At 37.4% G+C, this 15,721-nt stretch carries 8 protein-coding genes; 3 read left to right on the top strand and 5 right to left on the bottom strand.

What is annotated here, in order from left to right; translation table 11 throughout:
• Position 1 precedes the first annotated feature (1 nt).
• From ACTJIP_RS05475 to argS, 3 genes are all read left to right on the top strand, one after another.
• Positions 2-1,462 carry a SusD/RagB family nutrient-binding outer membrane lipoprotein gene (locus ACTJIP_RS05475; protein WP_440704201.1) on the top strand — a complete coding sequence of 487 codons (1,461 nt, stop codon included), beginning with the start codon at positions 2-4 and terminating at the stop codon, positions 1,460-1,462.
• 59 nt (positions 1,463-1,521) lie between these two features.
• Positions 1,522-1,971: a lipocalin family protein gene (locus tag ACTJIP_RS05470; RefSeq protein ID WP_180564571.1), complete on the top strand. Its 450-nt coding sequence runs from the start codon at positions 1,522-1,524 to the stop codon at positions 1,969-1,971.
• 128 nt (positions 1,972-2,099) lie between these two features.
• Positions 2,100-3,860, top strand: coding sequence for an arginine--tRNA ligase (gene argS, locus ACTJIP_RS05465; RefSeq protein WP_219071767.1), 1,761 nt, complete (start codon positions 2,100-2,102; stop codon positions 3,858-3,860).
• A 55-nt stretch (positions 3,861-3,915) separates the two neighbouring features.
• Here argS and ACTJIP_RS05460 read toward each other — a convergent pair whose 3' ends face one another.
• The 5 genes from ACTJIP_RS05460 to ccoN form a co-directional block, all read right to left on the bottom strand.
• A complete protein-coding gene (locus tag ACTJIP_RS05460) occupies positions 3,916-4,875 on the bottom strand; it encodes a YihY/virulence factor BrkB family protein (protein ID WP_077418975.1) in 960 nt (319 codons plus the stop codon).
• Between the two features lies 1 nt (position 4,876).
• Entirely contained in the window at positions 4,877-7,204 is a 2,328-nt protein-coding gene (gene tamL, locus ACTJIP_RS05455) for a translocation and assembly module lipoprotein TamL (protein ID WP_440704200.1), read from the bottom strand.
• Positions 7,204-12,231, bottom strand: coding sequence for a translocation/assembly module TamB domain-containing protein (locus ACTJIP_RS05450; RefSeq protein WP_440704234.1), 5,028 nt, complete (start codon positions 12,229-12,231; stop codon positions 7,204-7,206). Before ACTJIP_RS05450 ends, tamL begins: the two co-directional genes overlap by 1 nt.
• A gap of 290 nt (positions 12,232-12,521) precedes the next feature.
• Positions 12,522-13,409 (bottom strand): cbb3-type cytochrome c oxidase N-terminal domain-containing protein, encoded by an 888-nt coding sequence (locus tag ACTJIP_RS05445; protein ID WP_219071766.1) that lies wholly within the window; start codon positions 13,407-13,409, stop codon positions 12,522-12,524.
• Positions 13,410-13,428: 19 nt separating this feature from the next.
• The gene (gene ccoN, locus ACTJIP_RS05440) at positions 13,429-15,708 is read right to left on the bottom strand and encodes a cytochrome-c oxidase, cbb3-type subunit I (RefSeq protein ID WP_440704199.1); all 2,280 of its coding nucleotides are present in this window, start codon (positions 15,706-15,708) and stop codon (positions 13,429-13,431) included.
• Positions 15,709-15,721 lie beyond the last annotated feature (13 nt).

Below are 15,721 nucleotides of genomic sequence, written 5' to 3'. Positions count from 1 at the left end.
AATGAAAAAATTATTTTTAATTATAGGTTTAGCTTCATTAGCGTTAACATTTACATCGTGTGAAAGAGACATCACTTCACTGAATGAAGATACTAAACACCCAACTGAAGTTCCATCAGGAGTACTTTTTGCCAGTGCTGAACATGCACTTCTTGATCAGTTACTGTCTGCTAATGTAAACCGTAACATTACCAGGTTTTTTACACAGCAGTGGTCAGAAACGACTTACACTGATGAGACTAATTACGATATGGTGACAAGACCAATTCCAAGAAATCACTATAATCGTATGATGGCATCTGCATCAGCAACCATTAACTCTCCGGGAGTATTATCTGCACTAAGAGATGCAAGAAGATTTCTTGAGAGTGAAGGCGTAGATGCTGTTACCAAAAACAATAATATTGCCATGATTGAATTGGTAAATGTGTATGCATGGGCTAATTTAGTGGACACCTACGGAGATATTCCTTATTTTGGAGCATTAAAAGCTACAGCTGAAAATCCGGGAAGTGCAGAAATTCCTTATGATGATGCTAAAACAGTATATCTGGATCTTATTAAAAGAATTGATGCTGCAATCGCTATGATTAATACTTCCGGTAGTGGATATACTAATGATTTGATCTACAAAGGAGATATGAACAAATGGAAAAAAATGGGTAATTCATTGAAGTTCAGAATGGCAGTAACTTTAGCAGATTCTGATCCGGCTTTGGCTAAAACTTATGCAGAAGCTGCTTACACCGCTGGATTATTAACTGAAAAAGCAGATAATTTCGGATTGCAGACTTTCCCATCAGGATTATTGTCAAACCCTGTTTATCAGGACGTAATTCAATCTGGTAGAAATGACTTTGTTCCGTCTGATGTCCTTGTAGATTTCATGAATACTACATCTGACCCGAGAAGAGTAACATGGTTTACAAAGGTTGCTGGTGCTTATGTTGGTGGAGTATATGGTGATCAGAATGTTTTCAATGATTACTCTCACTTTACAAACGTTATTTCAGGTGAAAATGCACAAGGCTTCTTATTAGATTATTCTGAAATTCAATTCTTAAGAACTGAAGCTGCCGCGAGAGGCTTTAGTGTTGGAGATACTGCTGCTAATTTATATACAGCTGCTATTACCGCATCAATGACTGAGTACGGTATAGATGCTCCTACAGCAAATGCATTTATTGCAGCAAACCCATATAACGCTGCCAATTGGAAAAAATCTGTTGGGGAGCAGGCATGGATAGCGATGTTCAATAAAGGATTCCAGGCATGGAATTTTGCAAGAAGATTAGACTTCCCTGTATTTCAAAATCCAGGAGGTTCTGTAGTAGAATCAGTACCGGTAAGAATGAAATATTCTGACCAGGAATACCTTCTTAATGCTAAGAATGTAAATGCTGCCGCTTCAAAAATTGGAGGTGATAAAGTATCAACAAAACTGTTTTGGGATAAATTTTAATTTAAATAATAATAATTCTTCAGGCCAGTTTATGGCTTGAAGAATATAAAAACTTTGATATGAGATTTTTTATAGGAATTCTTCTTTTAATGAGTATTGCATCGTGTTCCAATGATGATGATCGTGCAGTTGTAAATGAAGATGTAAGTATTAATGGAAGCTGGAAACCATATAAGTATGAATTTAAAGGTAAAGATATAATGCTGACTGATTGCGAAAAGAAAGGAATCATATTTATAAATCAGGATTTCTCAGGATCTTATGAAAGATATGATGTTTCTTCTTCTTCCGGAAATTGTAATTTGTTTGATTCCTTTGGAGGAAAATGGACCTTTGATAAAATGTATCAGACATTAACTCTTACCTATACAGAAGCTGGAGTTTCCAAAACATTGAAAAAGGAAATAGATTCCTATTCTACTACTGAACTCAGAATTAATGACAACAGCAAAAACTTGGATAATACACCAGGGAATGACGAGGCTGTCCTTGTTTTCAGAAAAGAATAAATATTTTTTTACCTATAAAACCGCCTTCGGGCGGTTTTTTTATTTCCGTATATTTGTAGCTCAGATTTAAGGCGGAAATATACTGTAAGGATGTTTCAGCGATAAGCATTAAAAGAGAATTTAGAAACATGAATATTAAAGATATTATAGAAGAAAAACTTTCAGAAGTTATTTTAAATGTCTATCAGTTAAAAGACATCAAGCTGGAAGTTCAGGAAAATAAAACGGAATTTGAGGGTGATTTTACGATTGTTACTTTTCCGTTGGTGAAACAATTGAAAAAGAATCCCGAAAGTATCGGGGTTGAATTAGGTGAGGCTTTGACAGAGCAGACGGAAATTTTCGAAAGCTTTAATGTTGTAAAAGGGTTCCTTAATGTTAAGGTTAAAAACCAATTGTTTGTAGATAACTTCAGATCTGTAAGCAAAAATTTTTCTGTTATAGAAAAGAAAAATGCTACGGTAATGGTAGAATATTCTTCACCGAATACGAATAAACCTTTACACTTAGGACACATCAGAAATAACCTGTTAGGATTTTCTGTAGCTCAGATTTTAAAAGAAGCTGGGTATGATGTAATTAAAACTCAGATTATCAACGACCGAGGAATTCATATTTGTAAATCAATGCTGGCTTGGGAGAAATTCGGGAACGGAGAAACTCCTGCAACTACAAATACCAAAGGAGATAAATTTGTTGGTAACTATTACGTAGAATTTGACAAAAACTATAAAAAAGAAATTGCAGAGCTTGTAGAACAGGGAGCAGGAGAGGAGCAGGCTAAAAAGGATGCTCCGGTAATGAAAGAAGCGCAGAAAATGCTTCTGGATTGGGAAAATGGTGATGCAACTGTAAGAGCGCTTTGGGAAGAGATGAATTCATGGGTTTATAAAGGATTCAATGAAACTTATAAAAGACTGGGTGTTGACTTTGATCAGGTTCAATACGAAAGCAATACCTATATTTTAGGAAAAGATCTTATTCAGGCAGGATTAGATAAAGGAGTTCTGTATCAGAAAGAAGACGGTTCTGTTTGGTGTGACCTTACTGATGAAGGACTTGACCAGAAACTGTTGCTGCGTTCAGACGGTACATCCGTTTATATGACGCAGGACCTTGGAACAGCAGTAGAGCGTTTTAAACAAAACAATATTCAAAAGCTGATCTATACCGTAGGAAACGAGCAGGATTACCACTTCCAGGTTTTATTTAAAATCCTGAAAAAATTAGGATATGAATGGGCAGATCAGTTGTTCCACCTTTCTTACGGGATGGTAGAATTGCCTGAAGGTAAAATGAAATCCCGTGAAGGTACTGTAGTAGATGCAGATGACCTGATGCAGGAAATGTATGAAACGGCAAAGTCTAAGGCTCAGGAACTAGGGAAATTAGAGACACTTTCTGAAGAAGATAAAGAAATATCTTATGAAACAGTAGGGTTGGGGGCATTAAAATATTTTATGCTTAAAGTAGATCCTAAGAAAAAAATGCTTTTCAATCCGGCAGAAAGTATTGATTTTAACGGAAATACAGGACCATTCATCCAGTATACTTATGCCCGTATTCAATCATTGTTGTCTAAAGCGGGTACTTTGCAAACAGAAACAGCTGATATTGAATTAAATCAATCCGAAAAGGAATTGATTATGCAGCTGACAAACTTTAAAACTGTAGTAGCCAAATCGGCGGAGACATTAAGTCCGGCTTTGGTTGCAAACTATGTTTATGATCTGGTAAAGGCCTACAACTCTTTCTATCAGAATAACCCAATTCTGAATCAGGAAGATGAAAATGTAAAACAATTCCGTTTGAATATTTCAGATATCACAGCGAAGACAATCAAAAAATCGTTGGAACTACTGGGAATCGGAACAGTAAACAGAATGTAAAAATAAAGCCTCCTGAAATTCGGGAGGCTTTTTTATTATATGTACATGGAATATTTTAGAATTGTTTTGAATCTGAAATTTCTGAAGTTTGCTGGTTGCTCATCTGCTTCAGACTATCCGCATATAGCTTAGCTGGAGTCCATCTTGCATGCTTGGAAAGAATGGCTTTATATCCTTTTTTGTAAGTATAAACTTTGGTGAATACGGCGCCAAAAAAGATCAGCATACAGGAATAGTTAATCCACATCATAATCAGGATAACCGTTCCGGCAGCACCAAAGGCTGAAGTAGGTTTCACCTGGTTAAAATAAAGACTTAATAAAAACTTTCCGAGGGTAAATAAAAGGGTCGTCAGAAATGCTCCTTTCCATACTGGCTTCCAGCTGATCAAAACATCAGGCAGCACTTTAAACATTAAAGCAAATAAAAGCATGACCAGGCCAAATCCTACAGCAAAATTCACAAACTCTACCAGCATATAGGTTTCAAAACCAAAATATCGGGTAATAATCTGATTGAAAAGGCTGATCAGAGAAGATAAAACCATAGTGATCATCAAAAGAAATCCCATAATAAGAATCATCCCCAGAGAATTGGCTCTATCCAGGAGAAATTTAATCAATGCCTTTTTGGGAGCTGCTTCTACTTCCCAAAGTGAATTTAATGAATGCTGGAGTTGAAAAAAGAGCGTAGTAGAACCGAAAACCAATGATCCGACTCCCACTGCTTTCATAAAAATATTTTTTTTGTCAATTAGAGCCCCTGCCAGCATACCTTCAATACTTTTAGCAACATCAGGGCCCATAATACCGCTGATCTGTGTGCTGATTTGTCCACGGATGGCTTCTTCACCAAAGAAATTTCCAAGTACCCAGATAATAATGATCAATAATCCCGGGATTGAAAAGATGGCATAATAAGCAAGACTTGCTGAATCTTTTGATGCAGTAGAGTTGTTCCATTCTGTAAATGAGTCTTTCAGAACCTCCCAGAAAAATTTAGCATTTTTGATCATATTAAAAAGGATATCCAATGGCAATATTTAAAACAAGGTTATCTTTCCTCCAGTTTGAATCTCCGAAATTAATTTTATCGAAGGCCCATCTGTCTCCTTTTTCATAATAAGGAACTCTCAGTGGCATGGCCAGATCCAGTCTTAAAATCAGGATAGAAAAATCCAGTCTCAGACCCACTCCGGCTCCCACCGCAATTTCATTTAAAAAGTCTTTTGAAAATTTAGCTCCAGGTCTTGTAGGATCATCATGAAGCAGCCAGATATTTCCTGCATCTACAAAAACGGCAGCATTTAAAAATTTATATAGATTAGCTCGGTATTCAGCATTTAATTCCAGCTTCACATCACCAGACTGATCAAAATAAGTTCCCGGATCTATTGTTCGCGGATCAAAACTTCCCGGTCCTAATGTTCTTGCACGGAACGCTCTGATACTGTTACTACCTCCTGAGAAAAACTGTTTGGAGAAAGGAATAAATTCTGAATTTCCATATGGATAAGCAATTCCTCCGATAAATCTCGTTGCCAATGAAGACTTTTCAGTAAACTTATGATAGAATCTTAAATCGTTTTCAATCTTTACATACTGACTGAAAGGAATACCGAATATTTTCTTTTCCTTGTCTTTTTTCACATCTGCTCCGGTAACCAAACCTGTAATATTTCCTGCCAGATCAAGTGTTCCTTTATAGTAAAAGGTATTGGTTCTTGGCAGCATGGTATTGGTGTAAGTATAAGAATAAGTAGGGCCAAAAATAAGCTGCTTGTCTACAACTCTTTTCATAGCAGGATTTCCATCGGATTTGACTTTATATTCTTCAGTAACATTGGCAGGAGAAACCAGAGTAATATCAATTACCTTCAGATCATGTTCTTTCCTTGCATTTTCCTTCCACACATATCCGAATGATCCGGTGAAATTATTAAGGGTATAATATTGTGTCCTGTTCTGGAATTCATAACCCAAAGTGATATTCGTTCTGGGAACAAATTCACTAGATGAGTGAAAACGGAATGGTGCTACAATTCTCGGGATAGAAAGCTGTACATTCGTTCCTGCACGGAAAATATTATTAGCATTCTGTGCACCTCCCATCTGGAAATCAAATGCTCCATAGATCGCTGCTTTAAATTGTTCTGCTCCCCGGAAAAAATTTCGGTGAGTCCAGTTCAGGTTAAGTTCGCTACCTGCATAGTTGGCAGAGTTGGTTCTTCCCAATGCTTCCAGACGAAGCGATTGGACTTGTCTTGGAGTTAATAAATAATACGCATCAAATTTATGACTCAATGAATCAGAAACAACGAACTCATTCTTTACAAATTTGAAAACACCCAGACTGATCAATCGGTTCAGGGTAAGATTATGATTGGAACGGTTGTAAAGATCTCCTTTTTTGAAATATAAAGCTCTGTCAAAAATCTTCGGCTTGAATTTATGCTGAGGGTCAATGACATAAATATCATCAAAAGCATATTTCGAAAGAGAATCTTTATTCATTGGGATACTGTACTTGCCATCCTTTACATCCTGAATGTTGTAATTGGGGAATACAATAACATTATCAATGCTGAACTGTTGAGTTGCTAAATCAGGGGTGTTGTCTTTCAGTTTTACATTAAGTTCAACCTTGTGATTTTTGCTCACCGTACTGTCGGCCTGTACAATAATATTATCAGGGTGGAAATAATAAAAACCTCTTTCTTTTAGCCTGTTATCAATCCTTTCTCTTTCTGCTTTGATAACATCCAGGTCAAATGGTCTTCCGTTTTTAAGAAGAGTTTTACCAGTAAGACTTTGAATTTCCTGATTGACCAGTGTAGAATCTTTCTGGAATTTTACTCCGTCAATCAGATATCTTGAACCCGGTCTTACGGTGTAAATGACCTGGGCTTTTTTATTCTTTGAAACCGTATCATAAGAAACTTTAGCATTGAAATACCCTTTGTTTTCAGAATAATTTACAATAATGTCTTTATTGAATTCACGGTCAACATCTCCTAATAATACAGGTTTTTCACCCACTTTATATTTAAGCCAGTAATTAAAACCTTTATCTTTTTTAGGCTCTTTGGCTATATTATAAAAATACAGCTTGGGGCGCAATCCTAAAAATGTAGAATTGGGCTTTGGGGTAAGATTGGCTTCCAGTGCTGACTGAAGATCTTTTTTTTCTTTTTTAGAAATCGTATCATTTTCAATCTTTACTTTGGCTCCGGTGTAGAGCATCTGGCCTTCTTTTAAAAACCTTGTATTACTGCACGAAACCACAGTGGATGCCATTCCGGAAACCAACAGGTACTTACAATAGATATGGAACTTATTACTCATTATTTAAATTCTACCACTTGGTTATTTTGATTCTTTTTCTGCTTTTTCTCTTTAGATTTCTGGAAAATCTCCCGGAATTTGTCATAATCCAATGTAATAATGAATCCAACTCCGGTTTCTATAATCTGACCCTGAAGAGCAACCTGATATTCATCCTTACGGTATGCACGCAGCATATATCTTCCATCTTTGGAAAGACTGTAATCTACGGAAACATTACCTGCAATATTGGTCATATTTTCATTCTGACGGGCCTGCCCTTCCAGTCCAAAGTTACTTCCTACCGTTACTTTCAGTCGGTCATTCAATAATTTTTTACTGATATCTACATTCAGGTCGGTTCGGGTATTTTTCTCCCCGCTGGAATAGTCTTCCGAAGAATCAAGACCAAAATTAAGATCTACTCCTTTGATCAGGCCTGCTGCAAGATTATTTAGCTGCTGGGAAAGAATTTTACTCACACTTTGTCTTGCCATCGTTTCTGCAGACATTCCGGCTCCGCTTTCAAATGGGTTTTCCCCGATAAAACGGTTCAGAAGTAATAATGCAAATACCTGTTTGTTCAGTTCAGACTCCTGAGTTCTGATCTGGGCAAGCTTCTGATCTACAACATCTTTTACATTCGTAGATACAGAATTATTTTTTTCATCGGTAGTAATATCAAAAGTAAGCTGAGGTTTCAATAATTCCCCTTTCATTTTTAATAATGCATTGAAAGGAACTCTTTGCTTAAACTGATTCAATGTTGAAGCACTTTCTCCGCTGATCTGCTGCTCTACAAGGTCAATAGGCGGAGCTTCTGTTTTATAGACAGCGGTAATATCCATTTGAGCCGTTGTAGGTTCACCTGTCCATGTGATGGTACTGCCTTTCTGGATATCAAATTTACGTTTCAGGAAACTTACAGAAAGATCATAACTTCCTTTTTCTACTTCATATACTCCTACCAGTGTCGTTTTTCCTGAAGGATCTATTCCGCCGGTTAATTCTGCTTCACCCTGAAGCTGTACAAAATCACCATTGGCTTTATCAATGATCAAAGATAGTTTTGCTTCTTTGCTGACTTCAATATTAACGCTTACATCCATCCCTTTGATACGGCTCTGTGCATTGAGAGAATCTGCTTTGATGGTCTTATTTAAAACCACCTGATCCTGATCTATAAACTCTACAATACCGTCTCTTTCCTGTAAAGAAGGGCTGGATTGAGGAAGAACAAAAGTAAAATCTGTGTTATCTGCCACGCTTAATCTACCGTCTACTTTTGGAAGATCAAGATTTCCACGGATATGAAGTCCGGCATCAATGGCCAAAACACCATACATCATCGCATCATTCGATTTCTCTGAATTGACCACTTTAAAATCTTTAGCATTGACATTAAGATTAAAGGCGAAATCTCTGTAGGTCTGCGTCAGAACCTGTCCGTCTACAACAAGGGCATTTCCGTCTTTATCTTTGATTTTAAATTTATCAAATTCGATTCCCCGGTTCGTAAAATCTATTTCATCACTCAGATGTCTGAAATCACTTCCTGTTTTTGCAATTTCTAGTCCGGCATCATTGAATTTTACTTTCCCTAAAATATTAGGTTTATCGGTAGTTCCGGTAATTTTTAAATTTCCTGAAAGATAACCTTCGGTATTGGTGATGGCATTCATAGAAAACCCTTGAATACTCTTCATCTGAAGCTGATTGATCGCCATATTCAGATCGAAAGTACTGGAAGACGTATTATAATAACCAAGGATTTTTACATCATTATTATTTCCGGAAAGCGCAATATCAGCATTTAAAACCTTCGGTGAAGCATTGTTTACTTTTACAGCAAGATTTCCTACAGGGCTTCCATAGACAATTAGATCTGAAATATTCAGATCAGAAGTGAAGGTCATATTTTTAGTAACATCACGAAGCTGTGCTGTCCCATTAATAGTTCCTCTTGCCAGAACAGTATCTTTTTTAATAAGTTCCGTAATGGTTTCAATCTTAAAATCTTTCAACGAAATGTTCAAAGGACTGCTTGGGCTATTGGTTTCAGACTGAACAGCAATTTCACTGTTTCCATTGGACAAAATGAAATTGTCAGCCAGAATTCCTTTGCTGCTGATCTGGATTTTGTTGTTTTCTGCAACGTTCCAATCTGTATAATTGAGCTTTAATCCGTTCGGGTTCAGAGAAATTTCTGTAATATCATTCAATGATTTTGCATTTCCTGCAATCAGGAATTGAGTAGCATCTTTCTCATCTTTAGTTGTAACATTGTATCGGATGGTATTGTCCGCAACATCTCCATCAATATTAATTTTGTTTAAAGAAAAACTCGAACTTTTCAATGCTGCGACATTGAGACTGTATTGTAATGCCTGATTTTCATTGGTGACTTTCAATGTTCCTTTTTCAATGGTGTTTTCACCATACAATAATCGGGGAATCTGTCCGTCAATTTCAATTTTTTGAGAATCCGCATCATAGTTTCCTGCCAGATTGATGGTTTCAAAATCTTTCAGATCCGGAACAAACTTTCTGATAAGGTCATCGTTTTTGATTTTGGCTGTAAAAGTAAAATGCTGCCCCGGATCTATTTTCTGGCTTTTATCCGGCTTCTGGAACTGATAATACTGATTGACAGTTTGCGTTAGAGCTCCAAAAATCTGGGTAAGTTTATATTTACCTTTCAGTTCCAAATCTGCCACCTGAGAATTGAAAATAATCTGAGTTGAGTCCTGAGTAGATGAAGCCTTCAGGTTCACTTCCTGTACAGGATAGACTTCTTTGGTGTCTGAGAATGCAAAATCTTTAAGGTTTAAATACCCATTCAGATTATTCGGATCAAGACTTGTGAAATCACCATCAATTTTTCCGGCAATAATCATCGGTTTTTCATAGAAGCCAAGTTTGTTGACATCCAGTTTGATGACTTCTCCATTCACTTTTACCGTAGGATTTTTTTCATCATACACTCCGGACGCGGTCAGCTGTAAACTGGCATTCGGATCTTTTGAATCCAGAATAACATGATAAGCCCCTTTGTTGATCTTACCGGTAAGATTCATGTTTTGATAACGGTATCCTTTGTACACCGCAGAAGCAACATGTCCCTTCAGATCTGCATTGGCATTTTTAAAATCAAAACTCTCACCTTTCGCTGCAATCTGTGCGGTGACAGGACCAATATCTTTATTCTGAATAATTTTTCCTACCTGTATACCCTGAAGATTTGCTTTTATATCATATAATTCATGATTTTTCTTACGCATATCTACTTGTGCGATTACGGCTGCATTTCCGAGTGTGGAGTAGAGGTTCAGATCTGTATTCACCACTTTGGTCGTTCCTTTTGCATTTCCTTTGATGCTGAAATGGGAAGGAAGGGAAATATTGGAAGGAATTGTATTTTTCGGGACAAGATTGAATATTGTTTTGGCACTGGAAGAAAATTCTCCAATTCTCAGATCGTAATACAACTGATCAGGATTCATCGCATTTTTAATTTTCCCGGATGCCATTACCCTCAGTTGATCCAGCCCTGAAACTTTAAGATCCTGAATTAAAAGATCATTCACGCTTCCTTTTACATTAGCGTTTACATTTAAAACAGCGTTCGGATATTTATTAAATGGAACTGTATTTCTCAAAGTAGGAACCAGATTCAGAATGTCAGAGAATCCTATTTTTGAATCTTTAATGTTGGCTGAGATCTTTACAGCACCAAGATTTGAGCTTAGTTGGTCTATGGAGTTATAGTTTAAAATAACCTCATCACGCAATATTGTTTTTGGGGTTTGAAGGTAAAGATCTTTGAGGTAAGCCTCCTTTTCTGCATATACGAAATCTGTATTGAATTTCTGAATATCCAGTCCTCTCCCTTCTTTGATTTCTGCAGAATTCACTGTGCCTGCAAAAGTATTATTCTCCATTTTGAAGCTTCTTACTTCCACATTCATTTTTGAAAAATTAAGGTGGTTGAAGTCCATTCCCTGTTTGGTAGGAGAAATAGCAGTGTTGTTGTAATTTGCCTTTACATCATTCAAAACAAGTTTTCCTAAAAGAAGTTTTATGGCTTTATCCTGATCGGAAGCTTTGGAAACCTCAGGTTCCTGTGTTTTTTTCGGATTGGCATTCTGAGCGGGAAGATAAAGGTTGGCATTAATATCCGCACCGGAAAGAAATACATTCGCTACGTTGTAGGCATTGTTTTCAAGATCCAGTTTATTGACCTTGGTGCTCAGTTCTTTGAATATAACTTTTGCAAATGTTTTGGTATTTTCATCACCATAGTCAATGTCGAAATGAGTAAGCTTAATACCTCTCAATCCAATATTCATTGGTTTTTTTTCATTGAGGGAGTCTACTTTTTTTTCAACCTTTTGGGCAACTTCTTCTACAAGCCCCTGTTTTAGCCTTAATTTTAATCCGTCAAGATTAATATCATTAACAGCGTAATTGTTTTTATTAAGATCAAAAGTTTTTACCCTGGTATCAAACGACTTAAAATATAGTTTAATATCATTCCTGGATTGTTGGTCATTGAAGGTTACCCCAATATCTTTTAAATTGATTTTATCAAGAGAAATAATGAATGGTTTGGAAGAACTTTCTTCTTTGTCGCTGGTTGCGAAGGCATCAATGATATAATCGAAATTGAATTTGCCATCCGGTTTCCGTACGACGTTAGCACGGGCTCCTTCCATGCTGACTGAAGTAATATCTGCTGTAGAATTGAGAAGCTTCAGCATATGTAAACCCACATCCAGTTTCTTCACCGCAAGAAGGGTATCTACATCCTGTCCTTTGAGATAGAGATTTTCCATCACCAGGCTATTGGGAAATCCAATGTAGACTTTTTCAAGGCTTACTTTGGTTTTGATTTTTTTCTCAAGGTAAACAATAAGCTTGTCTTTAATGAAGTTTTGAACGGCAGGAAGCCTTAAGCTTAATATCAACAGGGTAAGAAAAACCAATATTGAAATAAAGGTTATTACAATACGCCTTAAAATTTTTGTGGTGTTGATTTTCAGTTTCAAATGCGAGGTGGTTTCTAACAAAGATAATAATACTATTTTACTTAGTCTTTGTTGTGGTATCCTTTGCAAATGCAAAAATCCTGCCTTGGCTGTCTTATTATGGAATTTTTAGTTTGTAGTTGTCAAGTGAATAGTTGAGTAAGACAAGCTAAGGCATGGATATTTATTTTAAAAAGGCCCCCTTTATATCATTTTTAATGTTGAAAAGGTTAGTTAGCAAAAATGAAATTCAAATGTTAGTGTAGTTGTAAAGGGGGCCTGGCATGGTTTATATGATAGATAATAATTTTTTAGTTGTTTCCGTTTTCCCATTTCACCTCTTCTCCCTGTGGAGCGGCACCACCTTGTGCGGCGGTAATAGGAGCGGTTTCCTGGTTGATATGGTAAATGTAAGCGGCAATTTTTTCGGCATCTCTTCCTGTGATAGTTCCTTCCTTGATGAAAGGTCTCATGGTAGGATTGTTTGGAGAACCGTTTTCAAGCATCCAGAATACATTTTTAAACAGGCTTTTTTCTTTCATGTTGATCCAGTGCGTATCGGTAAGGTTAGGACCTATTCCTCCTTTTCCCCCGTCTCCATGACAGGTAACACAATTCGTTTTGAAAAGTTCTTGGCCTTCTGCTATATTATCAGCACTGTACTTTGCGGATTCCAGATTGATCTGAGGAGCTGTTTTTTCATACTCTTCAATAGAAGCCAACATGGTTTTTGCTTCTTTGGTATATTCCACTTCCGGATGGGCATAATCTGTGAAAGAAAAAGCTACCAGATAAACTACACAGAAGATACATCCGAACCAGAACAGGCCAATCCACCATTTTGGGAGCGAGTTGTCAAGCTCTGTAATTCCGTCAAAACCGTGGTCGATAAGGATATCCTTTTCTTCTGTAACGGATTGTTTTTTGAAGGCAGAGTTCCATAATTTCTGATAATAAGGCACATTCTTCTCTGTTAGATATTGTTTTTTCTCTTCCTCTGATAATCTGTTGAAGTTTTCATTTTCCACCAGATCTCCAATAGAATTCATGATCAGCAGGAGGATAATGGCAATTAATATCAGCGCCCAGAAAAAAGGAGAAGAAAAATATCCTGAATCACTGGCGAACATTTCAAAGGCCATGATCGTTAAACCTATCGTTGCTGCGATATATATTGAAATTGGGGTTCTCGTTTTCATTGCAATTAAATTTTAAATGTTACTCTACGCTGGCTGTTTGTACCTGTGTTGTTTTAATATCCGTACCTAATCTCTGCAGGTAAGCAATCATTGCTACAATTTCTCTCTGTTCAAGCGGTACATACGCAGATCCTTTTGCTGTTTTTTCTTTTACCATCTGATCTTTTACATCTGTTGCTTCAGAGTAGATTCTCTGTACAATCGCTTTAGATTGGTTGTCTGCCCATTGGTTGGCAGAATCTATCTGAGCTTTTGTGTAAGGAACATCGAAAGCATTTTTCATCAGTTTCATCTTATCTACCATCTTATCACGGTCCAGTTTATTGGTAATCAGCCATGGAAAACGCGGCATAATAGAACCTGCAGATGTAATTCTTGGGTTGTACATATGTTTGAAGTGCCATGAGTCTGGGTTTCTTCCTCCTTCTCTGTGAAGATCCGGTCCTGTTCTTTTAGATCCCCATAAGAAAGGTCTGTCGTAAATAAATTCTCCGGCTTTGGAATACTGTCCGTTTTTTCCTTCAAATCTTACCACTTCATCACGGAAAGGTCTGATCATCTGCGAGTGGCATGAATTACAGCCTTCACGGATATAAAGATCTCTTCCTTCCAGTTCCAGTGGTGTATATGGTTTTACTGCCGTGATCGTCGGAACACTTTGCTTCAGTGAGAGTGTCGGAATAATTTCCACCAATCCACCAATTGCTATCGTGATAAAAGCTAATATAGAAAGGAGAGTAGGGGTTCTTTCCAACCACAGGTGTACTCCTTCACCTTCTTTTCTTGAAGTACCAATGTTGGCCAGTGCAGGAGCCTCCGCAGGAACCTCTTTCTGGAATGAACCGGCTTTAACAGTTTTGATAACGTTGATGACCATTAAGATTGCTCCGGACAGATAGAGAATACCTCCTAAGAATCTCATTTTAAAGTAAGGTATAATCGCGGTAACGGTATCCAGCCAGTTTTTCCATAATAATGTTCCGTCCGGGTTGAACTGTTTCCACATCAGTCCCTGTGTGAATCCTGAAATATACATAGGCACGGCATAGAAGATAATTCCTAATGTTCCCAGCCAGAAGTGCCAGTTGGCCAGTTTTTTAGACCAAAGAGACGTTCTCCACATGATCGGAACCAGATAATATACCACTCCGAATGCCATGAAACCATTCCATCCAAGAGCTCCTAAATGTACGTGACCAATAACCCAGTCGGTATAGTGACCAATTTTATTTAATGATTTTGTTGCCAATAAAGGCCCTTCAAAAGTAGCCATACCATAACAGGTAATAGCAACTACAAAGAATTTCAGAATTGGATTTTCTCTTACTTTATCCCATGCACCTCTCAGAGTAAGAAGGCCATTTAGCATTCCTCCCCAAGACGGTGCAATAAGCATGATAGAGAATCCTGTTCCTACAGCCTGAGCCCAGGCAGGTAAAGCTGTATATTGCAGGTGGTGAGGCCCGGCCCAAAGGTATACAAAGATCAGCGACCAGAAGTGAATAATGGATAGTTTGTATGAGAATACCGGTCGTTGTGCTGCTTTTGGCATAAAGTAATACATCAGACCTAATACAGGGGTAGTTAATACAAATGCTACTGCATTGTGCCCATACCACCATTGTACTAATGCATCTTTTACACCTGCATATACAGAATAAGATTTCCAGCTTGTGAAAGATAGCGGAACTTCCAGATTATTGAAGATATGGAGCATTGCTACGGCAATCCAGGTTGCAAGGTAGAACCAGATGGCTACATACAAATGTCTCACTCTTCTCTTGGCAATAGTTCCGAACATATTGATCCCGAAAACGATCCATGAGAATGCAATTAAAATATCAATAGGCCATTCATGTTCAGCATATTCTTTAGAAGTGTTGATTCCCATAAGGAAAGTAATCACTACACTAACGATCATCAGCTGCCATGACCAGAAATGGATCCATGAAAGCGTATCACTATACATTCTGGTTTTAAGAAGTCTTTGCATACTGTAGTAAGCACCACAGAAAAAGGAATTACATACGAAAGCAAAAATTACAGCACTTGTATGAAGCATTCTGATTCTTCCGAAGCCCATCGCTCCCTGAGTATTGATCAGTCCCTGAATATTGCCCGAAGCTAAGCTTTTAATAGTTGTATCATCCGTACCGAATAAAAATTCAGGTAATTCAGGATAAAAAAGCATCAATGCAGCTGTAAGCCCCAGCAGAAATCCGACAAGTCCGAATGCGATAGTCGCATAGAGGAATGCTCTGACAATATTATTGTCATAATTAAATTTTTGCGTCTCCATAAATTCCAATAGT

It is taken from the genome of Chryseobacterium sp. 22543 (genome assembly GCF_052044565.1).
Classification (GTDB): domain Bacteria; phylum Bacteroidota; class Bacteroidia; order Flavobacteriales; family Weeksellaceae; genus Chryseobacterium.
This window is presented reverse-complemented; position numbering and strand designations above follow the sequence as displayed.

Excerpts from the sequence above, each read along its gene's own strand:
- ACTJIP_RS05475 (WP_440704201.1), top strand. The coding sequence starts at position 2 with ATGAAAAAATTATTTTTAATTATAGGTTTAGCTTCATTAGCGTTAACA.
- ACTJIP_RS05470 (WP_180564571.1), top strand. The coding sequence starts at position 1,522 with ATGAGATTTTTTATAGGAATTCTTCTTTTAATGAGTATTGCATCGTGT.
- argS (WP_219071767.1), top strand. The coding sequence starts at position 2,100 with ATGAATATTAAAGATATTATAGAAGAAAAACTTTCAGAAGTTATTTTA.
- ACTJIP_RS05460 (WP_077418975.1), bottom strand. The coding sequence starts at position 4,875 with ATGATCAAAAATGCTAAATTTTTCTGGGAGGTTCTGAAAGACTCATTT.
- tamL (WP_440704200.1), bottom strand. The coding sequence starts at position 7,204 with ATGAGTAATAAGTTCCATATCTATTGTAAGTACCTGTTGGTTTCCGGA.
- ACTJIP_RS05445 (WP_219071766.1), bottom strand. The coding sequence starts at position 13,409 with ATGAAAACGAGAACCCCAATTTCAATATATATCGCAGCAACGATAGGT.
- ccoN (WP_440704199.1), bottom strand. The coding sequence starts at position 15,708 with ATGGAGACGCAAAAATTTAATTATGACAATAATATTGTCAGAGCATTC.